The organism is Burkholderia sp. APQ4-4ca (assembly GCF_057837105.1).
Genome location: NZ_JBYQCG010000059.1, coordinates 71,538 through 94,365 on the forward strand (window position 1 = coordinate 71,538; position 22,828 = coordinate 94,365).

The 22,828-nt window shown below is 62.9% G+C and carries 29 protein-coding genes and 1 pseudogene; 23 read left to right on the forward strand and 7 right to left on the reverse strand.

The window, feature by feature from the left end; all coding sequences use genetic code 11:
- The 9 genes from AC3IFE_RS02175 (at position 1) to AC3IFE_RS02215 (ending at position 6,348) form a co-directional block, all read left to right on the forward strand.
- Entirely contained in the window at positions 1-354 is a 354-nt protein-coding gene (locus tag AC3IFE_RS02175; protein ID WP_489189458.1) for a contractile injection system sheath initiator, read from the forward strand.
- Entirely contained in the window at positions 351-1,532 is a 1,182-nt protein-coding gene (locus AC3IFE_RS02180) for a baseplate J/gp47 family protein (protein ID WP_489189459.1), read from the forward strand. Before AC3IFE_RS02175 ends, AC3IFE_RS02180 begins: the two co-directional genes overlap by 4 nt.
- A complete protein-coding gene (locus AC3IFE_RS02185) occupies positions 1,532-2,194 on the forward strand; it encodes a DUF2612 domain-containing protein (RefSeq protein ID WP_489189460.1) in 663 nt (220 codons plus the stop codon). Before AC3IFE_RS02180 ends, AC3IFE_RS02185 begins: the two co-directional genes overlap by 1 nt.
- A 63-nt stretch (positions 2,195-2,257) precedes the next feature.
- Positions 2,258-3,523: a hypothetical protein gene (locus tag AC3IFE_RS02190; protein ID WP_489189461.1), complete on the forward strand. Its 1,266-nt coding sequence runs from the start codon at positions 2,258-2,260 to the stop codon at positions 3,521-3,523.
- 398 nt (positions 3,524-3,921) lie between these two features.
- The gene (locus AC3IFE_RS02195) at positions 3,922-4,587 is read left to right on the forward strand and encodes a class I SAM-dependent methyltransferase (RefSeq protein ID WP_489189462.1); all 666 of its coding nucleotides are present in this window, start codon (positions 3,922-3,924) and stop codon (positions 4,585-4,587) included.
- Positions 4,588-4,651: 64 nt separating this feature from the next.
- Positions 4,652-4,834: a hypothetical protein gene (locus AC3IFE_RS02200; protein WP_060010129.1), complete on the forward strand. Its 183-nt coding sequence runs from the start codon at positions 4,652-4,654 to the stop codon at positions 4,832-4,834.
- Positions 4,827-5,324, forward strand: coding sequence for a lysozyme (locus AC3IFE_RS02205; RefSeq protein ID WP_489189463.1), 498 nt, complete (start codon positions 4,827-4,829; stop codon positions 5,322-5,324). Before AC3IFE_RS02200 ends, AC3IFE_RS02205 begins: the two co-directional genes overlap by 8 nt.
- Positions 5,321-5,869, forward strand: coding sequence for a hypothetical protein (locus AC3IFE_RS02210; RefSeq protein ID WP_489189464.1), 549 nt, complete (start codon positions 5,321-5,323; stop codon positions 5,867-5,869). The genes AC3IFE_RS02205 and AC3IFE_RS02210 overlap by 4 nt, the downstream gene beginning before the upstream one ends.
- Complete coding sequence (locus AC3IFE_RS02215) at positions 5,866-6,348, forward strand: DUF2514 family protein (RefSeq protein WP_489189465.1); 483 nt, start codon at positions 5,866-5,868, stop codon at positions 6,346-6,348. The genes AC3IFE_RS02210 and AC3IFE_RS02215 overlap by 4 nt, the downstream gene beginning before the upstream one ends.
- Here the strand turns inward: AC3IFE_RS02215 and AC3IFE_RS02220 are convergent.
- Entirely contained in the window at positions 6,318-6,644 is a 327-nt protein-coding gene (locus AC3IFE_RS02220; RefSeq protein WP_104012168.1) for a hypothetical protein, read from the reverse strand. The two genes, AC3IFE_RS02215 and AC3IFE_RS02220, sit on opposite strands and share 31 nt — an antisense overlap.
- 82 nt (positions 6,645-6,726) lie before the next feature.
- Between AC3IFE_RS02220 and AC3IFE_RS02225 the strand changes: the two genes are divergently transcribed.
- From AC3IFE_RS02225 to AC3IFE_RS02240, 4 genes are all read left to right on the forward strand, one after another.
- On the forward strand, positions 6,727-7,404 hold the full coding sequence (locus tag AC3IFE_RS02225) for an SOS response-associated peptidase family protein (RefSeq protein ID WP_489189560.1): 678 nt from the start codon (positions 6,727-6,729) through the stop codon (positions 7,402-7,404).
- A gap of 98 nt (positions 7,405-7,502) precedes the next feature.
- Positions 7,503-8,165 carry a hypothetical protein gene (locus AC3IFE_RS02230; protein ID WP_489189466.1) on the forward strand — a complete coding sequence of 221 codons (663 nt, stop codon included), beginning with the start codon at positions 7,503-7,505 and terminating at the stop codon, positions 8,163-8,165.
- Positions 8,166-8,474: 309 nt separating this feature from the next.
- Entirely contained in the window at positions 8,475-9,065 is a 591-nt protein-coding gene (locus AC3IFE_RS02235; protein WP_489189467.1) for a hypothetical protein, read from the forward strand.
- 1,299 nt (positions 9,066-10,364) lie between these two features.
- A complete protein-coding gene (locus AC3IFE_RS02240) occupies positions 10,365-10,880 on the forward strand; it encodes a GNAT family N-acetyltransferase (protein ID WP_489189468.1) in 516 nt (171 codons plus the stop codon).
- A 94-nt stretch (positions 10,881-10,974) separates the two neighbouring features.
- On the opposite strand, the gene AC3IFE_RS02245 is transcribed toward AC3IFE_RS02240, so the two are convergent.
- Positions 10,975-11,439, reverse strand: a complete 465-nt coding sequence (locus AC3IFE_RS02245) for a plasmid fertility inhibition factor family protein (RefSeq protein ID WP_489189469.1) — start codon at positions 11,437-11,439, stop codon at positions 10,975-10,977.
- 278 nt (positions 11,440-11,717) lie between these two features.
- Here AC3IFE_RS02245 and AC3IFE_RS02250 point away from each other — a divergent pair, with 278 nt between their 5' ends.
- Positions 11,718-12,128: a hypothetical protein gene (locus tag AC3IFE_RS02250; RefSeq protein ID WP_489189470.1), complete on the forward strand. Its 411-nt coding sequence runs from the start codon at positions 11,718-11,720 to the stop codon at positions 12,126-12,128.
- 677 nt (positions 12,129-12,805) lie between these two features.
- Here the strand turns inward: AC3IFE_RS02250 and AC3IFE_RS02255 are convergent.
- A complete protein-coding gene (locus AC3IFE_RS02255) occupies positions 12,806-13,549 on the reverse strand; it encodes a DUF695 domain-containing protein (RefSeq protein ID WP_089467355.1) in 744 nt (247 codons plus the stop codon).
- A gap of 183 nt (positions 13,550-13,732) precedes the next feature.
- On the opposite strand from AC3IFE_RS02255, the gene AC3IFE_RS02260 reads away from it, so the two are divergent.
- From AC3IFE_RS02260 to AC3IFE_RS02275, 4 genes are all read left to right on the forward strand, one after another.
- The gene (locus tag AC3IFE_RS02260; protein WP_011545327.1) at positions 13,733-14,041 is read left to right on the forward strand and encodes a hypothetical protein; all 309 of its coding nucleotides are present in this window, start codon (positions 13,733-13,735) and stop codon (positions 14,039-14,041) included.
- Between the two features lie 46 nt (positions 14,042-14,087).
- Positions 14,088-14,330, forward strand: a complete 243-nt coding sequence (locus tag AC3IFE_RS02265; protein ID WP_489189471.1) for a hypothetical protein — start codon at positions 14,088-14,090, stop codon at positions 14,328-14,330.
- A 103-nt stretch (positions 14,331-14,433) separates the two neighbouring features.
- Positions 14,434-14,976, forward strand: coding sequence for an aspartyl-tRNA synthetase (locus AC3IFE_RS02270; protein WP_489189472.1), 543 nt, complete (start codon positions 14,434-14,436; stop codon positions 14,974-14,976).
- Between the two features lie 161 nt (positions 14,977-15,137).
- Positions 15,138-15,611 (forward strand): VOC family protein, encoded by a 474-nt coding sequence (locus AC3IFE_RS02275; protein ID WP_089467358.1) that lies wholly within the window; start codon positions 15,138-15,140, stop codon positions 15,609-15,611.
- A gap of 78 nt (positions 15,612-15,689) precedes the next feature.
- On the opposite strand, the gene AC3IFE_RS02280 is transcribed toward AC3IFE_RS02275, so the two are convergent.
- Positions 15,690-16,661: a GGDEF domain-containing protein gene (locus tag AC3IFE_RS02280; RefSeq protein ID WP_489189473.1), complete on the reverse strand. Its 972-nt coding sequence runs from the start codon at positions 16,659-16,661 to the stop codon at positions 15,690-15,692.
- A gap of 231 nt (positions 16,662-16,892) precedes the next feature.
- On the opposite strand from AC3IFE_RS02280, the gene AC3IFE_RS02285 reads away from it, so the two are divergent.
- Positions 16,893-17,120: a hypothetical protein gene (locus AC3IFE_RS02285; protein ID WP_489189474.1), complete on the forward strand. Its 228-nt coding sequence runs from the start codon at positions 16,893-16,895 to the stop codon at positions 17,118-17,120.
- A 148-nt stretch (positions 17,121-17,268) separates the two neighbouring features.
- Here the strand turns inward: AC3IFE_RS02285 and AC3IFE_RS02290 are convergent, their stop codons facing one another.
- Both AC3IFE_RS02290 and AC3IFE_RS02295 read right to left on the reverse strand, forming a co-directional pair.
- Positions 17,269-17,892, reverse strand: coding sequence for a phospholipase D family nuclease (locus tag AC3IFE_RS02290; protein WP_089467359.1), 624 nt, complete (start codon positions 17,890-17,892; stop codon positions 17,269-17,271).
- Between the two features lie 329 nt (positions 17,893-18,221).
- Positions 18,222-18,710 (reverse strand): winged helix-turn-helix transcriptional regulator, encoded by a 489-nt coding sequence (locus AC3IFE_RS02295; protein WP_089467360.1) that lies wholly within the window; start codon positions 18,708-18,710, stop codon positions 18,222-18,224.
- 187 nt (positions 18,711-18,897) lie between these two features.
- Here AC3IFE_RS02295 and AC3IFE_RS02300 point away from each other — a divergent pair, with 187 nt between their 5' ends.
- Positions 18,898-19,335: a PaaI family thioesterase gene (locus AC3IFE_RS02300; protein ID WP_050012568.1), complete on the forward strand. Its 438-nt coding sequence runs from the start codon at positions 18,898-18,900 to the stop codon at positions 19,333-19,335.
- Between the two features lie 144 nt (positions 19,336-19,479).
- Positions 19,480-20,532 carry an NADP(H)-dependent aldo-keto reductase gene (locus AC3IFE_RS02305; protein ID WP_489189475.1) on the forward strand — a complete coding sequence of 351 codons (1,053 nt, stop codon included), beginning with the start codon at positions 19,480-19,482 and terminating at the stop codon, positions 20,530-20,532.
- Positions 20,533-20,619: 87 nt separating this feature from the next.
- Here AC3IFE_RS02305 and AC3IFE_RS02310 read toward each other — a convergent pair.
- Positions 20,620-21,327 (reverse strand): annotated as a pseudogene (locus tag AC3IFE_RS02310) (MFS transporter); the annotation flags it as partial.
- On the opposite strand from AC3IFE_RS02310, the gene AC3IFE_RS02315 reads away from it, so the two are divergent.
- Positions 21,324-21,551, forward strand: coding sequence for a hypothetical protein (locus AC3IFE_RS02315; protein ID WP_089467362.1), 228 nt, complete (start codon positions 21,324-21,326; stop codon positions 21,549-21,551). The pseudogene AC3IFE_RS02310 and the gene AC3IFE_RS02315 overlap by 4 nt on opposite strands.
- A gap of 256 nt (positions 21,552-21,807) precedes the next feature.
- Positions 21,808-22,806 carry a contractile injection system protein, VgrG/Pvc8 family gene (locus tag AC3IFE_RS02320; protein ID WP_489189476.1) on the forward strand — a complete coding sequence of 333 codons (999 nt, stop codon included), beginning with the start codon at positions 21,808-21,810 and terminating at the stop codon, positions 22,804-22,806.
- Positions 22,807-22,828 lie beyond the last annotated feature (22 nt).

Genomic DNA, 22,828 nt, shown 5'->3' on the forward strand with positions numbered 1-22,828 from the left:
ATGCGATACCGAAAACTCGACGCTGACGGCGATTACGTCTTCGGCGGGGGCGCGGCCGACTTCCTCGTGAACACGCCGGAGACGGTCGCGCAGGCCGTGCTGACGCGCTTGCGCCTGCTGCGCGGCGAATGGTTCCTCGACACGACGGCCGGCATGCCGTGGGCGACTGACGTGCTCGGAAAGTACACGAGCGGCAAGTACGACGCGGCGGTCCGCCAGTGCATCCTCGGCACGCAGGGCGTGACCGAACTCGTCAGCTACTCGAGCACAGCTGATCCCGAGACGCGCGTGCTGACCGTCACCGCGACGATCAACACCATCTACGGCACCACCACGGTACAGGCGACATTGTGACTCTCACGACTCTCGCACCCACCATCGACGCGAACGGCATCACTGCCCCGACGTACGCGGACGTGTTCGCGTATCTGCAGAATCAGTACCGTTCGATTTACGGCGCCGACACGTATCTGGAGCCAGACAGCCAGGACGGTCAGTTGATCGGCGTGTTCGCGAAGGCCATCAGCGACGTCAACTCGGTCGCGATCGCGATCTACCGGTCGTTCAGCCCGACGACGGCGCAGGGCGATGCGCTATCGAGCAACGTCAAGATCAACGGCATCGCGCGCAAGGTCGCGTCGTTCTCGAGCGCCGACCTTGTGCTGGTCGGGCAGGCGGGCGCGACGATCACCAACGGCGTCGCGAAGGACATCAACGGCGTGCAGTGGATGCTGCCGGCTACGGTGACGATCCCGCCGAGCGGCACGATCACCGTCACGGCCACATGCGCGACGATCGGCGATGTCTCCGCGCGCGCGGGCACCATCAACCAGATCGCGACGCCGGCGCTCGGCTGGCAGTCGGTGACGAACCCGGCGGATGCCGCCGAGGGCGCGCCCGTCGAGAAAGACCCGGTGCTGCGGCAGCGGCAGACGGTGTCGACGGCGCTGCCGTCGCTCACGGTGCTCGACGGCATCATCGGTGCAGTGGCGAACGTTCCAGGCGTCACCCGGTATGTCGCCTACGAAAACGACACGGATGCGACGGATGCGAACGGGCTGCCGCGGCATTCGATTTCGCTGGTTGTGGAAGGCGGGGACGCAACGGCAATCGCGAACGCCATCGCGAGGAAGAAGACGCCTGGCTCGCCGACGTACGGCACGACCGCAGTGGTCGTCTCGGACATCTACGGGCGCCCGATCACGATCAAGTTCTTCCGGCCGGTGGCCGCGCCGACTGCGGCAACAGTCACCATCAAGGCATTGACCGGTTACACCAGCCAGACCGGCCAGCAGATCCAGCAAGCCGTGTCGGATTACATCAACGGCGTGCAGATCGGCGGTGGCCTGTCCGGCAGCGTCGAATGGGGTGACGCATTGACCGCAGCGAACGGCGTCGGCGGTGGCGTCACATTCAAGCTGTCGGGGCTGGCGCTTTCCGGCCCGCGCGGCGCCGGCGCGCCGGACGTCGCGCTGCTGTTCAACGAAGCGGCGTCGTGCACGCCCGCGAATGTGACTTTGGTGGTGACGTGATGGCCGAGCTGACCGACTACACCGCGCTGATCACGTCCGAGCACCGCGACCTGCCTCGGTTTTCGGCGGTGCTCGGCGCGCTCGTGCAGCCGCTCGTCGATCAGATGAACGTGCTGCAGAGCATGCCGGGAAAGTTCGACCTCGATAACGCGGTCGGTGTGCAGCTCGACGACGTCGGCGTCTGGGTCGGCGTGTCGCGGAAGATCCGCACGCCGCTGTCCGGCATCTACTTCTCGTTCGATGTCGCTGGTCTCGGATTCGATCAGGGCATCTGGAAGGGGCCGTTCGACCCGGACACCGGCCTCACGGTGCTCGACGACGACACGTATCGGCTCGTCATCCGCGCGAAGATCGGCGCGAATCACTGGGACGGGACGCTCGAATCCAGCGCCGCGATCCTGAACAGCATCTTCGACGCGGACACGCACGTGTTCATCGAGGACCACCAGGACATGTCGATGACGATCGCGATCGCGGGCAAGGTGCCTTCGGCCGTGTTTCTCGCGTTGCTCGCTGGTGGCTACATCCCGCTGAAACCGGAGGGAGTTCGGGTCGCATACACGGTCGTCACGTCGGTGGACGGGGCACCACTTTTCGGTTTCGACATGAACAACGATCTGGTCGCCGGATTCGACACCGGCGTCTGGGGTACTGCGCTGTAACCGACCACACCACCTGCATAGCAAGCCGCCTTTCGGGCGGCTTTTTTCATTTCTGGAGCATCAATGCCCACGATTCAGAACGACTTCCTGCCGTTCGCGACCGGCCCGGGTGCGAACGTTGTCGACCAGGCTACGTACGCTGCGCTCACCGCGCTTGCGACGGGCTTCTTGTCCGGCACGGCGCAATCCGTCCAGGTGAACAAGGTGTGGCGCCAGTCGAGCATCATGGCTGCCGTGATCGCGCAGTTCATCGTCGCGCAGACCGGACAAGCCGCAGTCGACGACGGGACCACGCCGACGCTGCTCGCCAATTTCACGAAAGCCGTCAACGCTGCGTCCAAGCAGCGAGTCATCTTGACGGATACGGGGTCGGTGAACGCTCTTGCCGCTGCCAATGCGGTACCGATGGCGGCCCTGCCGACGGCGAGCGGTGTTGTGCAGACGATCGCTGTCAAAGTGACGAATACCGGTGCGTCGACCTATTCGCCGGACGGTCTCGCATCGCGGCCGATCTTCGGCCTGGGTGGTGCAGCGTTGCAGGGCGGCGAGATGGTCGCCAACGGGATTGCGACGCTCGTGTCATATGTCGGCCCGCTGCTCAACGGCGGCACGCTTTGCTGGGTGCTGTTCGAGTGCATCGGTGGAGCTCAGCAGGTCGCGCCAGCGACGCAGGGCAGTCACGCTCTTCAGCAACAGCAAAAGGGACTCGCCACATATACGTCGAATTCCAGCTTCATCGTGCCGCCCGGTGTTACGACGATCTATATTTCTGGGACCGCGGGCGGCGGCGGCGGCGGTGGTGCCGCAGGCAATTCTGGCAACGCGAACAATGCGGGCGGCGGTTCTGGTGGTGGAGCTGGGCAGTCCCTGATTCGTGCGGCCTTTTCCGTGGCACCGGGGCAGGTAATCCCCATCACGATCGGAGCAGGGGGAGCAGGTGGGCCCGGAGGGGCTGCGGGCGCGAACAACGGCACCGCGGGCACTTCGGGTGGCAATACCACAATAGGTTCGTTGGCCACGCTAAGCGGCGGCGGAGGCGGTGGAGGCGGCCTTATACCGGGCGGCGGCTCCGGCTCGAGTGGCTTCCCGGGCGGCGGATTGGGCATGGACGGTATTGCTTTTGGCGGTGGCGGTGCAGGTGGTTCCGGTCCCTTCGGCGGAGGGGGCGGAGCGGTCCGGGGCACATCCGTTGCCGGGGGAGGAGCGGGGCGCTCGGCTGGCGGATACGGCTCCGGTGGTGGAGGTGGCGGTGCTTGCTACGCCGCGTCGTCCTCCGCTGGAGGAGCCGGTGCTCCCGGCAGTGGGGGGCACGTGCAGATCGAATGGTAACGAGGGAATAATGGACAAGGTATCTCGATATGCGATTGTGGAAAACGGCGTCGTTTCCAACGTCTGTCTCTGGGACGGAAATGTCGACAAATGGAGCCCGCCTTACGGATCGAGTGCGATCGAACTAGCGGATACTGACTACGTGAGTATCGGCGCGTTGTACGACGGCGTACACTTCAGCAACCCTGACACTGCATCTTGAACATGGTCTGATTCAGGCGAGCGAATATGTAGCATGGCGAGCGGCCTGAGGTGCTAAGATCGCTCGTCCAAACAAGATCTCGGGGTATATTGTGAAGGCAGAGGTCCGCTGTCCAGCTTGTGATTCAGTTTATACATTGCATGTTCAAGATGTTGTTGGTGCGCGCACGGGGTTGACATATCCTCAGCGATTCTGCATGGATTGCAATAGCTTTTTTCACCGCACCGGATACGTTGAGGATGACTCCCAGCAATTGCTGGATTTCGAGTTTTTGTTCGCGGACAGGGAAAACCATTACGCTTTACAGAGCCAGCTCGCCTTGGAGCTATTGACTCGCCTTCCGGGGGTGGGCTCCGTTCTCGAAATCGGTCACGGTGCAGGATTTTTCCTGAAGGCGTGCGCGGATTATGGAATAAATGCCACTGGTTTCGAGGTAAATCCACATTGCCACAGATTCGCTGTGGAAAATATGAAGGTCGATAGCAGACTGGGGATGTTTGATGAAACTCATGAAGCGAAATATGACTTAATTGTCGCACTTCAAGTATTCGAACATCTGGAAAACCCACGGAACCTGTTTGAATCGATGCGCCGCCATCTCAATCGCGATGGCGCGATCTATCTCAGCGTGCCGTTCGTTGAGCGCAACCAGTGGAAATTTCTCTGGACGGCTGGGGAGCTAAACGAAAAGCACAGGGCGAATGTGTTTGCTGACAACGATGTTCACATCACTAATTTCAGTATCGAGGGAATGAGGCGAATGGGGATTGGTATGGGGGCTCGGACGGCGGAGTATTTTGTTTCCAAGGATGTGTATAGAAATTCGCCGGGTGCATATCAAGGTGTTCTTTTCGAATTCTAGACAGCATATATCTGATTTTTTAGGCCGCCCTCATTCGGGCGGCTTTTTTTATTTCGGGGACTCGATGAAGAACGATCTCGTAGCCAGCGCAGTGAAGGTCGCGCCAGCAGTGGGAGGCAGTTTCTGGCCGTGGCTGACCGGCCACGACATCAACTGGTGGGTAGCCGTCGCGACGATCGCGTACATCGGGCTGCAGGCGTACTACCTGGTCAAAAACAAGGGAAAGAGGGCATTGCTCGATGGCTAATGTACCGAAGAAGACACTCGCTGGTGTTGTGGGGGCTGCTGCGGCAGCCCTTCTTTTTTCCATGGTCCCGAAGTTCGAGGGGCTCGAGCTCGTCGCGCGGCCCGACCCGATCGGGATCATCACGGCGTGCAACGGCGACACGAACGACGTGCGCGCCGGCCAGCGCTTCACGCCGGAGGAATGCCGCGCGCGGCTTGAACAACGACTGATCGAGCACGCCGAGCCGGTGCTGAAGTGCACGCCCGGTCTGAAGGGACACACGTACCAGCTCGCCGCCGCGGTGAGCTTCGCCTACAACGTTGGCGCGGGCGCGTACTGCGGCAGCACGACGGCAAAGCGGTTCAACGCCGGCGACTGGAAGGGCGCCTGCCGCGCGATGAACGAGGCGGACAACAGACGGCCGCAGTGGGTGACGGCCGGCGGCCGTGTGCTGCCGGGTCTGGTGAAACGGCGCGCCGAAGAGCGCGCATTGTGCGAGCGCGGCCTATGACGACCACGAAAACCCACGAAACGCGGCGCACGCTCGCCGAGGACGTGTTCTATCCCGATCACGAGCCGCGGACCGAGTCGGCGACGTTCCGCGCGAGCAAGCGCGAGATGAAGGCTGCCGGCGGCTACGTCTGCGCGGTGTGCGGCGACGACCAGGCGGTCGAGTCGCACCACCGGTTCTTCGAGTGGGCGTTCTCGCACGCGATCGACTGGAAGTGGATCCGCGGCGTCGCACTGAACCAGGTCGACACGATGTTCAGCCACAAGCTGCAGCGCGTCGTGCCGATCCCGCGCCAGCACCCGATCTGGGACGTGATCAAGCTGACTCAGGGCTTCGACTGGGAGGCGTTCGACCCGGCCCGGCCGGAGGCATTCGTCGACTCGACTTACAACCAACTGCTGCTGTGTGCACTCCATCACCGAGGTAAGGACCACGGCCGGCACGAGGAAAGCGACCCGGTCTGGAGCGTTCAGGCGTTCCTGCTGCCGGGCTTCGTCTACTCGCCGGACGAGCTGAAGCAGCTGCATGCGAAGGAATGGAAATGACACTTCTGAAGCTGGTTTGGCCGTATGCGCTCGCCATGCTGCTCGGCGTTGCCGCCGGCATCTACGGCGAGCACCTGGTCAGCGCGCGCGAGATCGCCGGCATGAAGGCCGACGCCGCGATGGCTCAAGCGAAGGCTGTGGATGCCGCGCGCGCCGAGGAACAACGCCGCACCGCGGCTCAATCGGAGATTGCGAAAGATGCGAACCAACAACGAACGGCCGCGCTTGCGGATGCTTTTGCTGCTCGTGCTGCCGCTGGCAGCCTGCAGCAGCGCGTCGACCAGCTCGTCGCCGCCGCCCGCCATCCCGCCGCTGCCGCCGGAAGCGCGGCAACCGGCGACGCCCTCGATCTGCTTGCCGACGTGCTCGGCCGGTCTGACCAGCGCGCGAGCGACCTGGCAGAGTATGCTGACCGTGCCCGCATCGCCGGCCAGCAGTGCGAGCGCGACTACGATGCCCTGACGGCGGTGGCACGCTGACGCCTTCGCTCGGCACGTTTCGTCAGCCACTCAACGATCCGGCCGTGCCGCGCGACTGCCTCGTGATACCCGTACGTATTGACTGTCCGATACTGCGATCCGGGCTCATAGACGTAGTGGACGAAGTACGGTTGTGCGGGAGGATCACGATCCACCGTCGTGCCGAGAAAGACTGTCCAGACGCGCGTGTTCTCCGCGACCGTCGTGTCCGCGACGTTCTTGTCGAACGCGCAGAACGTCCCTAGATCGACCTCGACCGGCTCCTGCTGATCATTGAGGATGAAATAGTGCTGCATGATGCTGCTCGAAGTACTGTATGGATATACAGTTTATCGCGCGGTAAGATGGGATCGTCAACTCGAAAAATTGGGGACGGCGATGTGCACGAACTACGTGGCGCCGGGTGAGGATCCGGGCCTGAGCGAGCTCAAGATCGACAGCTTCCGCGACCTGTACCGCTGGACCCCGTGGAAGCCCGAGATCTACCAGGATTACAACGCGCCGATCGTCGGCTACGTCGACGGGCAGTTCAAGCCGATGGTCGCCGGATTCGGCTTCTGGCCCCGCGCGCTGCAGAAGGCCAACGTCGAGAAGGCGAAGGAGCAGGGCAAGAAGCCGCCGATCATCCGCAGCACGATGAACGTGCGCGACGACAACCTCGGCAAGTCTCCGCTGTACGGGCCGACGTGGCGCGCCGGGCGCCGCTGCCTGATCCCGGCGAAGTGGATCTACGAGCCGAACTGGGAGACTGGGAAGCACATCCGGTACCGGATCGGGTTGGCGGGCTGGCGGCCGCTGTGCGTTGCGGGTATATGGCGGACGCTCCAGCGCCCGGATGGCACCGAGCAGCATGCCATGGCGATGATCACCGTCAACGGCGACGAGCACCCGATCATGAAGCACATGCACCGGCCCGGCGACGAGAAGCGGTCGGTTGTGATCCTGCGGCCGGACGACTGGGAGGAATGGCTGACTACGTCGAATGTCGAGGCGGCACGCGCGATGCTGCAACTGTACCCGGCAGAGGACATGGCTGCAGGGCCGGAGAGGATTTAGAAGACATTCCTTAGCCGCATTCGTCAAGTCCACGTTTTCGCTGGCGACGCCGAGACTTCAAGAAATGCTAGAATCGCGAAAAAATACGGGGAATAAAAATGGCAGAGCTTCTGTCTGAACAACAACTGACTGATTTTCTAAAAAGCATCCCAAGCGGCGCGAAGGCGAGCATTCGAGAGGGGTTTCAACAACTTCGAGCGGTACGAACGGAAGCGTTTCCTCCCATGCTCGAGGCCGGAAAGTTAAGCTTGGCCGGTGCTGCGTCTTCGGTGGAAAAGCTCGCCGCTAGAATTGGGGTTGCCGAGCGCGCTGCTGACCTGATGATGGCCGCTGTCTCCATGACGATGTATGCGTCAGCTCGGTACGAGGGCAACCTTTCAAGCGAGCAACTCTCGGCGATCCTTCGAGGCGTCGAGCTCCTTTCGGACGAGCCAAATGAAGTCCTGCTGGCTCTGTTCAGAGAAATTCTCTCTCATCGAGAAGAATCACGTCGCGAAGTTGAACGGAGTGACGATGCTCGCTCCGTTTTGCCCACTCTGATGCGCTTTGATCTAAACGTCGATGTGCGCGTTTCTTTCCACAACAATGATGTTAAGTCGTTTGTACCCGTTGTGGTCGGACATCTGAACACGGATTCAGAGGGGCAACTCGTATGGTTCCAGATCACCAAAGAACAGTTGGCGAGCATGCGGGAGCAGATCGACGACGCGTTGCAGCAGATCAAAGCGGTAGAGGCCACTCTTGCAAAGCTGAGAGGGTAAGATGGGCGAGTCAACCATGCTTTGGAATGCCGCACTTGGCGACTGGCATGCTTGGGTGATCACCGCAATTGGCTCGGCCCTTCTTTGGGGACGGCTAGGGCGCACCAAGGTGAAGGCCTATGTCTTGTCGGCTTGGCTGGATTCGTTCATGCCCGCTGACGGTTTTGTTAGAGTGACAGTAGAAGTAGTACTATTCGTCTTGCTAGGTACGTTTCTCTCGCTGGGGCTGTGTGCTCCGGTGACGTTTGCTCAGGCGCTCGGAGCTGGCTTCGGATGGACCTCCCTAGTGGCGAAACAAGGAAGATAGATATGGACAGGAAAGTGTCATGGGATCGTATGTATGTTGCGATTTCGAACGCTTGCTTGATCAGCGTAGTTGGGATTGCAATTTTCTATGATAGGCTGCCCGCGAATAGCGAATGGCGACAGTGGTTGTTTTATCTGACTGTAGTAATTGGGGTTGCATCCTTTTCTGCGTACGTAGTTCGACAAGTTCTGTCGTCCCGGGCGACGCGTAGAACGGATGAAGTTCAGATGCACAATGGAATTGGTGCAGCAGCGACCTCCGAAACCGAAGCTCCGGTGGTTGCAGTCTTTGACACGTTGCACGCAGCGGACGAATCTCGATTTGCTCAGGTTGTATCATTTGAGCAAGAAGCCGAAGTGCGCAGCAATCTCGGCGCTGGCTCTGGATCAGAGTACGTACGTGTCGTCGAGGTAATGGATGCATTAGGTACGATTAAGAGCGAACAGCTGATGCAGATTTACAGAAATTCGGCGAGCTTTGGTGGATGCACAGTTCAGGTCGAAATTCAGTGGAGCCGTAAGCCTATTGCTCGATACGGAAAGCAACGTATCAATACTTTAGGTGGAGTGGTGGGCAAGATGGCCGCCACCTAATTCCGCCTGTGCTGACAGCAAGAAGCCCCGCATGTCGGGGCTTTTTGCTGTCTGGGTGCATACGGGAAGATGAGCAGTTTCGCGATTCGAATGGGAACCATCTTGCGGTGGCGCGCCCCGGAAGCGACGGCACCCGGCAGTGGAAGCGATGATGCCGCTGGCGGTCTCAAAATGAAGGGATTTCTCTGGAAGATGAAGAATTTGCGCTACATCAGATAAGGTCTTTGCGGAATAGCATCTTCCAGTGTTTATCCGTATGTCATTGAAATATATGGGAAATGTATAAGGATTGTGATTCCTGTCGTCGTGGGTTCGAGTCCCATCAGCCACCCCAACAAATTCAAGCAAAAAGCCCGGTTCATTGAGCCGGGCTTTTTGCTTTCTGGCGTTCGGACACAGCCAATGTGTATCTTGGCCACGGCGTCTTTAACGAAGTGGCATCCCCGTATTCAACGAATCAACCACGATGCCATTTCGGCCTCGCGCTTCAAAGAACGATTTGCGTAAAGCGCACTGCGCGGCAGCAACATCGAGCGCATGTGAGGGGCCGCCGTATGCGCGAAAGAATCGAATGCCATAGCGATATTCGACAGTGACGAAATTATCGGCGAGTCCGTGCAACTGGCACCCGGCAGCACGTGGATGGCGGACGTTCGGGTTCGCAAAGACGGAATCGGGTCGCCCCGGCGATATGACTTCGATACCGAATAGGAGACCTCGGACGAGGCGAGGCGATATCGAAATCGCGCGCGCGATCGTGCGGGGTATCGACCGATCGCACCGCTTGTCCCGTATCTCCGACGTGGTGACGGAAATGGCGACGAGGCCTGCGGGCCCGATCCGTATCGCGTTTCCGTGTCGTTGCGATGACAACGTCCATGCCCGTTTGCCCGCGACGCTTCCTTTCCCGCCTAAGGTTCCCGCTTGCCGTGCCGTTATCTTCTCTGGACAGCCCTCGTGCCTCGAATGCTGATCCGTTTTCTTGCCTGCTCGCGCAAAACGCGAGCAGGCTTTTTTCGTTTACGGCCGCTCGTAACCGGCTGATTGGCCGAATCGAACAGGGGCTTGGCGCAAACCGACAAAGCGCGACAGTCTTACATGCGTGTAATGTAGGATCTTCCTCGTGCCCTCATGCTTTGCAGGGCCGTTCGATCCCGACGACCGGAGAAGGTGTCGGGATTTTTTTGCCCGCTCGCCCACGACCCGCCCACAAGCCCGGCGAAATGCATCCCGCAAAGCACGGTATATTTTGCGACGACACATGTCGATCAAGAGAACCCACATCAGGAGTGGCTACCGATGCCGGACACCCGGGTCATACTGCGCGCCGCGACGCCGCACGACGCGAACCACATTGCTCGCCTGCACACGCTGAGCTGGCAAACCGCCTATAGCCACATCCTTCCGGCCAGCTATCTGTCCGACGAGGTGCCGACGGAGCACGCGGTCCGGTGGCGCAATTATCTCGATCGCAACGAGAGCGAGTGGGGTCTCGTGCTGATCGCCGAGTCGAACGGCGAACCCGTCGGCTTCGTCAGCGCGGAGCGCCCCGTCGATCCGGCGCTGGGTGTGCTGCTCGACTGCCTGCACGTTCATCCCTCGCATCACGGCGGCGGCACGGGTAAGCGCATGATCGAAGCCGTTCGTGCGTGGGCTCGGTCCATCGGCGTGGACAGGGTCCATCTGCAGGTGCTGGAGGGCAACGTGCGTGCGATCGGATTCTACGAACACAACGGCTGGCAATTGGCCGGCGTCGAAACCTGTCGCATCGGCCAGACGGAAGTCACCGACCGGATTTACGCGATTGACGCTTGAATGCTGGCCGACATCGGCGTGCGGCCGCGCGCGAGGGCGTCCGCAGCCAGCCGCTATGGCATCGCGTCGGGTCAAAGCCGAACGGACATTTCGATCACTCGCCGCAATACCGCACAAGCAAATCGGCTTCGGTCTCGTGAATTTCGACGGGCAGGATCGTCGCGCCGGCATGGGCGAGATAGCGCGCGCGATGCTGGCCGTTACGGAAAGATGCGACGCCGATTTTCGACAGGCCGGGAATGCCGAGCAACGTTCGCGTTCTCGTCTCGCGAAACGTGATGAACGGCATGTCCGGAATCCGGTCCCGGCTCGGATCGAGGAATTCGCGAATGCCCGCGGCTTTTCCAGGCGCCCAGTACTGGACGGACGGCAGCACATAGTCGGTGGTGTCGCGGTCCGCGCAGGCGAGCAGTTTCCCCAGGTCGATCGTCACGACGCGATGGCGAGAGTCGTCGGACGAGAATACCCGCTTGAGGTGCGTGTAGGCATAGGGAACGTGCCCGGGAAGCTGGACGATCCAGACATCTACGCCGCTTTGTCGTGCATGAGCGAGCGTCATTATTTCCTCTGGTGGCGCAAGCGGTCTGTGATCCGAGTTTAGCAGCGCGGGCGGCTGCGCAGTGGGTCGAGACAAAAAACAGGAAAACCGAGCGAGTTACGGCTCAACTGGCAAAGGGAATGGGGCGGTCATGCGTTGACGGTCCGCGTTGACCGATCGCGACAATATCGCGATACGCGCCAGCGAAAATGAAGCCCTGCGCGAAATTCATGCAAGTTTCATGCTGTTTCGCGAAGCACGCGTCACGCAACCGGCATCATGAAAATCGAGAGGGCACATTGAACGGAGAGGTCAGCTCGTCGAAACTCGAGATCGAATATCTCGATTACTGCTTCACGGCGACGCTCGAAATCACGGAGTCCGGCCGTATCGTCGTTGTCGACAGGCAACTCGAGTCCGAGGTGCGTAGCAAGACACTCGCGTGGGTCGTGTTCGACCGTTTTCTCGAGCGAAACGATTTCGCCGATGAGGCGGACGCACGCGCCCATATCGTCGCTTGGTTGGCGCGGCTTGCCGATCCGCGGCCCGTCGTTTCGACCGAGCCTGCGAAGGCGAGTGCGGCGGCAACCGGCGCGGTGGCGGAACATCTGTCGACAGCCGAAATCGTCGGCGACGCCGCTATTGAAATCGCCGGCAATCTCGACTGGATCGATAGGGTTGCCGACTGGTTTTCCAGTGGCGCGTTGTAGCAATGAACTCGCATTTTCGTGACGTAGATCATTGCGTGCGAGAAATTCCGTACGCCAAAATGAGATCGAAAATCGCATTGCGCAAAAAATAGAATAATCCTGCTTTGACAATATTCGCGGCTTACCGGAAACTGCGCGCGGGTCTGAGAAAGAAATTTGAATTAAAGCGAGATAAGACACTGGAATGTAAAGCCGGCCGCTGTCGGCCGGCGCCTCGTCAGCGAGGCCGGCAAGCGATGCGTCACGCTTCAATCATGACGGTATTCGGCGGCATGCGCGCATGCCGGTTGCCGTCACATTGTTACTAGAGGGTGAGTTGCCGCACAGACCGTCGCGCGGCCCGCGATCACAATTTGACCGGTTGACCGTTCTTCCCCGGCCCGGTCAACCGTTTCCCCGCTCGCTCGCGCAGGAGCGGGGGCTTTTTGCTCCCCCCGACGCCGGAAGGTCGCGTCGGCGGAACCGGACAGGCGCTCGGCGGGCTGCGCGACGGCACACGTTCGCCCCCGACATCCGTTCGCCCGATCCGTGCGAATTGTTTTCCTCGTGCCTGAGCGAACCCTCAGGCCCATCGCTGGTTCCTGCTGGCGATGCCTTGATCCCGGCGGCGCGTTACAGCGCTGCCGGGATGTTTTTTGCGTGACGTCACCTCGCGCGTTACGGGCATGGCGCTCCGCTCAGCCCGCCTGTTCGACGCTGGTTTCCCATCCGTCGTAGTTCCCACCGAGTGCGCGCACCTCGCGATTGAGCGCGATCGTATGGCGCGTGATGTCGGCGAGCGTCATCGTGCCTTCGTGCGAAAACCGTACCGCCGACTTGCCGTCCTCGGTCGGCGCGACCGACTCGACCGGATAGCCTTTCGCTTCGGCCCAGTCCGCGAACTGGTGCGCGTCGCTCGGGTCGGGGAAGTACGCCCAGTGCATCACGCGCCGGCTCACGTCGGGCGCGTCGCCTTGCTGCCGCAGCGCATCCAGCGTGCGCATGTCGCGCATGATCTGCCAGTCGTCGTCGGTCGGGTAGAGCGTTTGCCAGTATGTCGCCTTGTCCGGGTCGTCCTGATGGGCGTACTGAAGCGCATAGGTCGTCTGGTCGGCCAGCGAGTCGACGATCTCCGCTGCCGCCTCTTCGTCGAACGGGACGTAGAAAAGAAAATCCCGGTTGCCGTCGACGGTGATGCGGCCGACCTGTACGCCGCCTTTCGCGACGATCGCGGCGTCGAGCAGATCCTCGATCTTCGCGAGATCGGCGAATTCGTCACCGGTCGGCAGACCGTCGGGCGACGGATGCGCAAAGGGGACGCGCACGCTGAGCAGCGACGTGCGCGGATCGCCTTCCGCGATTTCCGCAAAGCCGTGATTGAAGCTGATGAAAGCCTGATGGTCGCCCATTCTGGCAGGGAAGGTTCCCCAGGCGTCGCTCATGTGTTTCTCCCGTACACGATTGTCTGTTGACGGTTGCAAAGCGTCTCAATGTATCATCGAAAATCGCGTTGGCCGGCGCCGCGCACCCGATCGCGGGCCGCGCGCGCCGCGCACATGAGGTCCGGGCTGTTCGCAGCGCGCCGCATGCACGCGGCAGGCCGCAAAAACTCAAAGGAGATGCCGATGTCGACGTTCGCGGTGAATGGTGTCCGAATCGATCCGCTCAGCGCGCGCGTGACGCACGTGCGCTGGGCGGCCGTGAACCCGGCCGATCGCTCGTGGGCGGCGACGCCCCGCGAGGCCCCGGTGGCGGACGTGGCGCGCGCGCTCGCGTCCGGTAACGATGTCCGCGCGATCTTCTCGGCATCGGACACCACCGCAATCGGGCCCAGGCTGAAACGCGTGCTGTATCGCGACGCATCGGAAGGCATCGAGCTCGATATCGATGCCACGAGCGAGTCGCGCACGTTGCGCGATCTGCCGCAGATCTGACCGCGAGCCGTTACCCAAACCGAATCGCGCGAACGCGCCCACGACCATGTCCGGACTCGCCATCTTCCCGCTGGCATGCGCGCTTTGTCTGGCGCTTGCCGCCTGCCAGACCGCGTCCGGGCCGACGCCCGTGCAACCGTCGCCCGAGACCGCGTCGACGACCGTTCCCGCGTCGTCGCCGCCGGCCGAGCCGATTCTCGGCATGGGCGTCGCGCCTCGTCTGGCCGGGCAGAGCCACTGGGCCGTCGGTCAATGCACGATCAACGGTACCGTCAAGGTGTGCAATTGACCGACGTCGGCGCGATGGCGCGCGATGCGCGCGAACGGAAGGGAAATCCCGACATGCCGGCCGCGTCGATGGATCGACGGCCGTCGACACGAGCCGGCGTGCAATGAACGACGAACGCGAAACGACGGATTCCGGCTGGCACGTCGATCCCGTTGCGGGAACGGTCATCGGCGCGTTGCCGATGACACTCGCGGTCGACAGCCGAAGCCTGAAAAGCAGGGCGGTCGTGTGCGCGGGGCTGGCCGCGGCGAGCCTGTGCGGTTATGTGGCTGCCCCGACGCTCTGGCCGATAGCGGCGCTGGCAGCGTTGCTGGGGCTCGCAAGTGCCGCGTTTTTCGTTTCGTCGCGGCGCAAGCTGGCGCTGCAGGTCGACGAGACGGGCTTCCGGCTGATCGGTTCCGCCCGCGAAAAACCCGTCACGCCGTGGCGCGACATCGCTGAATTCCGGATCGTCAGCGTCGCCGGTCATCGTTACATCGGCTACCAGTTCTCCGTACATTCTTCCCGTACGAAGGTGCCGGGCGGCGTGATGCTGCCGATCGCCCGGTTTGCCGATCTTCCGCTCGACGCGGTGGCCGCGTTGCTGGAGGCCTGCCGCCGACAGTTCGGCCTGCCGGACGAACCGGCCGATCGAACGGGCCGATGATGCTCGATACGGCGTCCTGCGCAGTCCGCCATTCGAGCAAACAAAAAAATCCCGGGCACCGTGTCGATTTCCGGTGGAGTCGTCCGTCGTAGCATCGGAGGCGTGCGCATCGCGCGTCCGTCCCGATTTTCGATACGACAACCGACTGAAGGAGCGACACCATGCCCACGCCCGTCAAGCCGATCCCGGAAGGGATGCGCACGCTGACCCCGCATCTGATCTGTGCGGGCGCAATCGCAGCCATCGACTTCTACACGCGCGCATTCAATGCAACCGAACAGTTTCGCCTCGAGATGCCCGACGGCCGGCTCGCGCATGCGTGCCTCGCGATTGGCGATTCGACGCTGATGCTGGTCGACGAAATGCCCGAGCACGGTGCGCTGGGGCCGAAGGCGCTGAAAGGCACGCCCGTCTGCCTGCATTTGTACGTGCCGGACACCGATGCGGCAATCGAGAAGGCGGTCGCGGCCGGCGCGACGGTCACGATTCCGGCCGCCGACATGTTCTGGGGAGATCGTTACGGGCAAGTCGAGGATCCGTTCGGCCATCGTTGGTCGCTGGCGACGCATCAGCGCGATCTGACACCCGAGCAGATCGCGGACGCAATGGCCAGCGCGCCGCCCTGCGGCAGTTGAACCGACGCCGTCGCACGAGCGCGGCCGAGCGGCGGCTTGGCGGCTCGATCGCGCCGTGCCGGCCTGACTCGTCGGCGGTCATGCGCCGGCCGTCTTGCCGCGCTGCTTGTGTTCGTACATCCGCCGATCGGCCGTGGCAAGCAGGTCGGCGACGCTGCGATGGCGGGCGGGATCATAGGCGACGTGCCCGACGCTGAAGCGGATCGCATAACCGCGTGCGTCGGCCGCATTGCGTTGCGCGAGCGCCTGCGTCACGCGTTCGACGGGCTCGGCGACGTCGGCCGGATCGGTGGCGCTCAACAGCACGACGAACTCGTCGCCGCCCAGCCGCGCGATGACGTCGCCGTCGCGCAGCGCGCCCGTCAACGTTTCGGCGAACGTCTTGAGCGCGCGATCGCCTTCGGCATGGCCGAAGCGGTCGTTGATCCCCTTGAAATCGTTCAGGTCGAAGAACAGCAGCACGGCGTGACGGCCGACGCGATCGCACAGGTTCAGCACATGCCGGGCGAGAATCTCGAAGCCGCGCCGGTTCGTCAGCTGCGTGAGTTCGTCGGTGGTCGCGAAATGCAGCGCGGCGATCTCGCGCTCGGTCAGATGGGCGAGATCGCCGAGCAGCGCGAGTTCGTCGGGTTCGAGCGAGCGGGGCCGCGTGTCGATCAGGCACAGCGTGCCGATCGGGGCGCCGTTCGGCGCGGCGAGCGGCCGGCCGGCATAGAAGCGGATGCCCGGGGTGCCGGTGACGAGCGGGTTATCGTGGAAGCGATCGTCGTTCCGTGCATCCTGGATCACCATCGTATCGCCCGCGAGCAGGGCGTGCGCGCAGAACGACACGTCGCGCGGCGTCTGCGTGGCGTCGAGTCCCGCATGACTCTTGAACCACTGGCGATTCTCGTCGACAAGGCTGACGAGGGCGATCGGTACGTCGAACAGCCGGCGCGCGAGACGCGTCAGGCGATCGAAGCGCTCTTCGGGCGGCGTATCGAGAATCGAGAGCGAATGAAGCGTATCGAGCCGGGCCGCCTCGTCGGCTGGTATCGGTGCGATTTGCATAGGCCTTGTCTCTTGTCCCGACTGTTGGGCCGGTCATCGGGCATATGTACGACAGTATCGCGCATCCCCGGATGCAGTGTGATCGGGTTCGCGGGTGTCGGTGAAGGGGCGGCAAGAAGCGAGGCATCGGCCCGCGTTCCGTCCCGATGCGAGATCGGACGCGCGATGCCTCAAGGGCGCGTATCGCGCTGCCGTAAACAGCACGAATCCAATCGTTCACCCCATCGCACCATGGTTCGAATTCTGTACGCGGGTTATCTCGCGTTTGCGCTGTATTTCCTTTACCCGCTGGTTCAGAACACGCTGACGTTCAGCACCGATTGCATGCGCAGCGTGCTGCCGAGCGGCGACCACGGGCTCTCGGCGAACTCGGCCAGCGGCTCGGACGGGCACGCGAGCCGCTGTGTGTCGAGCGCGCATGCGGGTGCGGCGACCGGGCGGGTGCCTGAAATCCATTGAACGCCGCGCATCGCGCGTGATGGGCGTTTCGCGACGCGGCGTGCTGGCCATTCGGCCGAATTGAACATCGCGCGATGCTCGCCGATCATCTGCAACGCGGCGGCAAAAAGGCAGGGGCCGAGCGCCGGGAGAAAGCCCGTGTCGCGCGTCAGTAGCTGGAGCGGTACGGCGTGCCCTGGTCGAAGCGGCTTTGCCAGTGCGTGAGGTAACGCGACGCGAGTTGCGGATTGTTCCAGACCACGACGACGTTCTCGGAATTGCGGCTGGCCGCCGACGCACTGTAGTTGAACGAACCCGTTTCGACGTGCTCGGCGTCGATCACGAGGTACTTGTCGTGATGGATCGCATAGGCGTCGATCGTGCGCGTCGGGATGCCCGCGTTGACGAGCAGGTTCAGTGCCTGCTTGCTGCTCTTCGCGCGGTTGCCCTTGTCGTCGACGACCACCGCGACATTGACGCCGCGGCGCTTGGCGGCCAGCAACGCGCGTGCGATGGGCGGCGACGTGAACGAGTACGCGGCGACCCGGATCGAGCTGCGCGCCGCTCCGATCGCTTTTAGCACGAGCGCCTCGGCGCCGCCGTCGGGCGAGAAGGCCGATTCGACGACCTGGGTCGCGGGGGCTTCGTGAGTGGGGGCCGGCAGCCATCGCGACACGAGATCGATCGCTTGCTGGAGCAGCGATTCGCTTTGTGTCTTGCCGAAGGCGGCGAAGGGTGTGGCGAGCAGGGAAGCGGCGAGACAGGCGGCGGCGAGGCGATTGCGCGACAACATCTTGGACAGCGAATAATTTCGAGACAGCGGGCCGTGAGTGTAACGCACGCGTGGCGGCCCGGTCACGCGCGGATGCGAAGCGAAGGCGCACGCAGTGATCGGCAGGGGTGGAGAGGGTGACGCAAAGTTGCGTTATGCAGCCTCTGCGGGCGAGCAGGGCGATCAACGCACGGCGGTAGTGCCGGCGATGGGAGGCGATTGCGTTTGCCGTCGCGGCGAACCCGGGTGCGAGCAATGCGTGCGCCCGGGGGGCTGCGACGCGATGCGGCTCGGGGCCTAAGCGTATGTCGAGCCGGCGTGCCGGAACGACATCCGCGCGCGACGTATCGTCAATCCGTGGAGGCGGGCGCCGCGGTCCCGTCGGACGCGATCCATCCGGGCCCCGGCTCGGGCTGCACGTCGCGCGCGTCGAGCGGTTCCCCGCACGCCGAGCAGACGGTCACCGCGTGCATCAGCTGGCCGCAGGCCCGGTGGCGCAATTGCACCGGCGGCCCCTGGCCGTCGTCCTTCCAGCGATCGCCCCACGCCATCAGCGCGACCAGGGTCGGGTAGAGATCGAGGCCCTTTTCCGTCAGCCGATATTCGAAGCGCGGCGGCCGTTCCTGATACGCGCGCTTGGCCAGCACGCCTTCGTCGACGAGCCGCGCGAGCCGTTCGGCCAGTACGTGGCGCGTCAGGCCAAGCTGGGCCTGGAACGCGTCGAAGCGGCGGCAGCCGAGGAACGCGTTGCGCAGGATCAGCATGGTCCAGCGGTCGCCGAGCACGGCGAGCGTGCGCGCGACCGAACAGTTCAGCGTGCCGATGTCATCCCATTTCATCGTCGAGTCTCTTGCCTGTTGCGGCGGTCTTGCGGCGGTTCAGCGAAATAGCGGGTTCGATTATAGAACCCGCCTTCGGTCGCAACCGACGCCGCCGCGTTGACAACGGCCGGTACCGTTGACAATAATTAGTTCCAATTTAGAACTTACTTGCGCGGCAACGCGCTTTCAACCCGGAGACAACCCGATGAATCCGCTTTCCCTGTCTGGCCTCGATCTGCTGCGTGCCGCCGCGTCGGGGGACGCGCCCCTTGCGTCGATTTCCGAGACGATCCCGATGCGCCCGCTCGACGTCGAGCTCGGTTACGTGAAGTTTTCGGCGCGGGCGGACGGCCGGCACCTGAACCCGCTGGGCGGCGTGCACGGCGGGTTCGCCGCGACGGTGCTCGATTCGGTCACCGGGTGCGCGGTGCATTCGATGCTCGACGCGGGCGTCGGTTACGGCACCGTCGATCTCCACGTGAAGATGCTGCGGCCCGTGCCGCGCGACGTCGACCTGATCGCCGAAGGGCGCGTGATTCACCTGTCGCGTTCGCTGGGCGTCGCGGAGGGCACGCTGAAGACGCCGGACGACAAGATCGTCGCGCATGCGTCGGCGACCTGCTTCATCCAGCGGCCGCAATGACGGGCGGCAGCACCCTCGTCCGAGCGGGCGCGTGAACGCGCGGTGCCGCACCGCCAGCCGCCTGTAAGCGTGCGCCGCGCCTGACTGAAGCAGTTGCTTCGATGTGGTAGCTTTCCTGCTTTCCACCGACGCGACAGGAACAGCATGGAATACCGCACACTCGGCGATTCGGGTATCGAGGTCAGCCTGATCGGTCTTGGCACGATGACGTGGGGCGAGCAGAATTCGGAGCGCGACGCGCACGAGCAGATCGACTATGCGCTCGGGCAGGGCGTGACGCTGATCGACGCCGCGGAGATGTATCCGGTGCCGCCCAAGCCCGACACGCAGGGCCGCACCGAGCAATACATCGGCACCTGGATCGCGCAGCATCGCGCGCAGCGCGACCGTATCGTGCTCGCGACGAAGATCGCCGGGCCGGCGCGGCAGCCGCACAATCCGCGCCATATTCGCGGCGAGGGCAACCAGTTCGACCGCAAGAACCTGACCGAAGCGCTCGACGGCAGTCTCAAGCGCCTGCAGACCGACTACGTCGATCTTTACCAGTTGCATTGGCCCGATCGCAGCACGACCACGTTCGGCCGGCCCGCGTATCCGTGGGTCGACGACGCGTACACGGTGCCGATCGAGGAAACGCTCGGCGTGCTCGCTGAATTCGTGAAAGCCGGCAAGGTGCGCGCGATCGGCGTATCGAACGAAACGCCGTGGGGTGTCGCGCAGTTCCTGCGCGCGGCCGAAAAGCTCGGGCTGCCGCGCATCGCGAGCATCCAGAACCCGTACAGCCTGCTGAACCGCACGTTCGAAAACGGGCTGTCGGAGTTCACGCATCGCGACGGAGTCGGCCTGCTCGCGTATTCGCCGCTCGCGTTCGGCTGGCTGTCCGGCAAGTACGAGAACGGCGCGCGGCCGGCCGGTGCGCGCATCACGCTGTTCGAGCGCTTCCAGCGCTACAGCAAGCCGCAGGCCGTCGACGCGACGTCGCGCTACGTCGCGCTCGCGCGGCGTCACGGGGTGTCGCCCGCGCAACTGGCGCTCGCGTTCGTCAACAGCCGCCCGTTCGTGCGCAGCAACCTGGTGGGCGCGACGTCGCTCGAGCAGTTGAAGGAGAACATCGGCAGCATCGACGTGACGCTGTCCGACGAGATCCTCGCCGAGATCGATGCATTGCACGAACGTCAGCCGAATCCGGCGCCGTAAACGGCACGCGGCCCGCGCGGCAGCGATGCCGCGACGGGCCGAGTCGGGAGGTTTCGGCGGCGCCGCACCGCGCCGTCGTTTCTCGCGTCAGCGCATCTTCAGCCGCGTGCGCGCGGCGAACAGCGCGGCGAGGCTCAGCAGCGCGCATCCCATCAGGTAGAGCGCCGGCGACAGCCGGTTGCCGGTCGTGCTGATCAGCCAGGTAATGACGAACGGCGCGAAGCCGCCGAACAGCGTGACGCCGGTGTTGTAGCTGACCGCGAGCCCGGTGGCGCGCGTCTGTGACGGGAACAGTTCGGCCATCAGCGCCGGCAGCGCGCCGCAGTACATCGCCTTCAGCGCGCCGATCCAGACCAGGGCGGCGAGCATCGTCGCGAACGACGCGTGACGTGTGAGCCACGCGAACGTCGGCCACACGGTCAGCAGCATCAGCACGGCCGCGACCGCCATCATCCGGATTCGCCCGGTGCGGTCGGACAGATGGCCGACGACCGGCGTGACGAGCGTCAGCACGAAACCGGTCGCGAGCGTGGCGGCGAAGCCCGTCGATGCAGGCAGCCCGAGCTGCTTGATCGCGTAGGTCGGCATGTACAGGATCATGTAGTTGATCGCGGTCGAGATCACGAGCGCGCCGATCGAAAGCAGCAACCGCACCTTCTGATCCGCGAACAGCTCGCGCACCGGCGCCTCGGAGCGCGCCTGCATCTTGAACTCGACGCCTTCGTCGACGTAGCGGCGGATGTACAGCCCGACCGGGCCGATCGCGAGCCCGAACAGGAACGGCACGCGCCATGCCGTCCATTCCGAAGTGCGCGGTGCAAGGAGCGCTGGAATCGTTCGAGCGCCTCATGGCACATTTCACTAAATTAACCGCTATCGCCCGCTTCGCGCTACACGCCGAAATGCGCGACGAGGATCGGCGCTATGTGTTGCAAGCGATGCACGAACTGAGCGAGCAAGGAGAAGAAGACTTGCAGCGGCGACACGAGGCCTTGCGCCTGACGGCTTCCCGATACTGACTGGCCCGATATGGCGGCGAGGCAAATCTTTCGGCGCGATACTGAATGTGAAACATCGTCAGCGCACGCCGGGATGGATCACGGTTTGATATGATGAATCCCGGCTCGGCGCGATTCGACGGTTTAAACCGCATTGATACCTGAAGGCCCCGCAGCGGCCGAAACTTTTGGGCCTTCTCCTGTTGATGTGATACCAATGTGCCGCCCGGCATTGCCCGGCGGCCGTTTTTGTTACTACACGGTACGGGGTAGTCTGATGGTTTCGGAATTGCTGAACAAGGCGCTACGCACACAATACGTGCAACATGGGCGTATCGTCCGCCTTGATACGCCGCTTGGCGAAGACGCGTTGGTCCCGCTCTATATCCGGGGGCGCGCATGCCTTGGGCGAGACTTCGAATTCACGATCGATGCAACGTCGACGCGGCTCGAAACAATTCCGGCGAAGGCGCTGATCCGGCAATCCGTGACGCTGTGGATCCGGCAAACGGATGGCAGCGAAATGCCGATTCACGGTTATGTGACGGCGTTCAGCCGCTTGGGCGGGGACGGAGCCAATACGTACTATCAACTCCGCTTCAATTCATTCCTCGCGCTACTGCGCCTCGGCAGTGACCGACGCGACTGGATCGAGACACCCGCGCAACAAACCGTGTCCGATGTGCTGGGAAAGTATCCGCAGGCGACCGGTAACTTTACTTGGCAACTGCGTCAATCGTTGCGCTCGTATTCTCAGCGGATGCAATGGGAATCCGACTGGAATTACGTCCACCGCACCTTTGAAGAACTCGGTCTTTTTCCGCGTTTCGATATCGCGCAGGACGGCAAGTCTCACAAGGTCGTCATCATGGACGATCTTTTCTCGGTTCCCGAGTTAAAGCAAAAGACCATTTTGTTTAGCCGCTCGGTACAAGACGAGGAATTCGACGGCCTGAGTGAGTGGATCGACTCGCAAGAAATTCAGTCGGCCGAACTCGATACGGGCACATTCGACTACAAGCGTCCGGACCTTTCGAAGCACGTCACGATGCCCGCGTTCGATCTTGACGATGTGCCGGGGCTGGGCGAGCAGTACGGATACACGGGGTCGCATACGTGGTCGGATCGCGACATGGGCGAGGCTCAATTGGGAAAAGGCCGGCGCGGCAAGCGGTACGCTGAAAAACCCGCTGCATTCGTCGCCGGTATCGGTCGACGGCGGGCGTTCCGCGCTGTTCCCCGGTTGAATCGCGCAGCCGGTATCGTTTCACCATAAGAAATCCTGAAAACCGAATCCG

What these genes read in the sequence shown, in the direction of transcription:
- AC3IFE_RS02175 (WP_489189458.1), top strand. Translation starts at nt 1, where the DNA reads ATGCGATACCGAAAACTCGACGCTGACGGCGATTACGTCTTCGGCGGG.
- AC3IFE_RS02185 (WP_489189460.1), top strand. Translation starts at nt 1,532, where the DNA reads ATGGCCGAGCTGACCGACTACACCGCGCTGATCACGTCCGAGCACCGC.
- AC3IFE_RS02190 (WP_489189461.1), top strand. Translation starts at nt 2,258, where the DNA reads ATGCCCACGATTCAGAACGACTTCCTGCCGTTCGCGACCGGCCCGGGT.
- AC3IFE_RS02195 (WP_489189462.1), top strand. Translation starts at nt 3,922, where the DNA reads ATGGATTGCAATAGCTTTTTTCACCGCACCGGATACGTTGAGGATGAC.
- AC3IFE_RS02200 (WP_060010129.1), top strand. Translation starts at nt 4,652, where the DNA reads ATGAAGAACGATCTCGTAGCCAGCGCAGTGAAGGTCGCGCCAGCAGTG.
- AC3IFE_RS02205 (WP_489189463.1), top strand. Translation starts at nt 4,827, where the DNA reads ATGGCTAATGTACCGAAGAAGACACTCGCTGGTGTTGTGGGGGCTGCT.
- AC3IFE_RS02210 (WP_489189464.1), top strand. Translation starts at nt 5,321, where the DNA reads ATGACGACCACGAAAACCCACGAAACGCGGCGCACGCTCGCCGAGGAC.
- AC3IFE_RS02215 (WP_489189465.1), top strand. Translation starts at nt 5,866, where the DNA reads ATGACACTTCTGAAGCTGGTTTGGCCGTATGCGCTCGCCATGCTGCTC.
- AC3IFE_RS02220 (WP_104012168.1), bottom strand. Translation starts at nt 6,644, where the DNA reads ATGCAGCACTATTTCATCCTCAATGATCAGCAGGAGCCGGTCGAGGTC.
- AC3IFE_RS02225 (WP_489189560.1), top strand. Translation starts at nt 6,727, where the DNA reads ATGTGCACGAACTACGTGGCGCCGGGTGAGGATCCGGGCCTGAGCGAG.
- AC3IFE_RS02230 (WP_489189466.1), top strand. Translation starts at nt 7,503, where the DNA reads ATGGCAGAGCTTCTGTCTGAACAACAACTGACTGATTTTCTAAAAAGC.
- AC3IFE_RS02235 (WP_489189467.1), top strand. Translation starts at nt 8,475, where the DNA reads ATGGACAGGAAAGTGTCATGGGATCGTATGTATGTTGCGATTTCGAAC.
- AC3IFE_RS02240 (WP_489189468.1), top strand. Translation starts at nt 10,365, where the DNA reads ATGCCGGACACCCGGGTCATACTGCGCGCCGCGACGCCGCACGACGCG.
- AC3IFE_RS02245 (WP_489189469.1), bottom strand. Translation starts at nt 11,439, where the DNA reads ATGACGCTCGCTCATGCACGACAAAGCGGCGTAGATGTCTGGATCGTC.
- AC3IFE_RS02255 (WP_089467355.1), bottom strand. Translation starts at nt 13,549, where the DNA reads ATGAGCGACGCCTGGGGAACCTTCCCTGCCAGAATGGGCGACCATCAG.
- AC3IFE_RS02260 (WP_011545327.1), top strand. Translation starts at nt 13,733, where the DNA reads ATGTCGACGTTCGCGGTGAATGGTGTCCGAATCGATCCGCTCAGCGCG.
- AC3IFE_RS02265 (WP_489189471.1), top strand. Translation starts at nt 14,088, where the DNA reads ATGTCCGGACTCGCCATCTTCCCGCTGGCATGCGCGCTTTGTCTGGCG.
- AC3IFE_RS02270 (WP_489189472.1), top strand. Translation starts at nt 14,434, where the DNA reads ATGAACGACGAACGCGAAACGACGGATTCCGGCTGGCACGTCGATCCC.
- AC3IFE_RS02275 (WP_089467358.1), top strand. Translation starts at nt 15,138, where the DNA reads ATGCCCACGCCCGTCAAGCCGATCCCGGAAGGGATGCGCACGCTGACC.
- AC3IFE_RS02280 (WP_489189473.1), bottom strand. Translation starts at nt 16,661, where the DNA reads ATGCAAATCGCACCGATACCAGCCGACGAGGCGGCCCGGCTCGATACG.
- AC3IFE_RS02285 (WP_489189474.1), top strand. Translation starts at nt 16,893, where the DNA reads ATGGTTCGAATTCTGTACGCGGGTTATCTCGCGTTTGCGCTGTATTTC.
- AC3IFE_RS02290 (WP_089467359.1), bottom strand. Translation starts at nt 17,892, where the DNA reads ATGTTGTCGCGCAATCGCCTCGCCGCCGCCTGTCTCGCCGCTTCCCTG.
- AC3IFE_RS02295 (WP_089467360.1), bottom strand. Translation starts at nt 18,710, where the DNA reads ATGAAATGGGATGACATCGGCACGCTGAACTGTTCGGTCGCGCGCACG.
- AC3IFE_RS02300 (WP_050012568.1), top strand. Translation starts at nt 18,898, where the DNA reads ATGAATCCGCTTTCCCTGTCTGGCCTCGATCTGCTGCGTGCCGCCGCG.
- AC3IFE_RS02305 (WP_489189475.1), top strand. Translation starts at nt 19,480, where the DNA reads ATGGAATACCGCACACTCGGCGATTCGGGTATCGAGGTCAGCCTGATC.
- AC3IFE_RS02315 (WP_089467362.1), top strand. Translation starts at nt 21,324, where the DNA reads ATGCCGTCCATTCCGAAGTGCGCGGTGCAAGGAGCGCTGGAATCGTTC.
- AC3IFE_RS02320 (WP_489189476.1), top strand. Translation starts at nt 21,808, where the DNA reads ATGGTTTCGGAATTGCTGAACAAGGCGCTACGCACACAATACGTGCAA.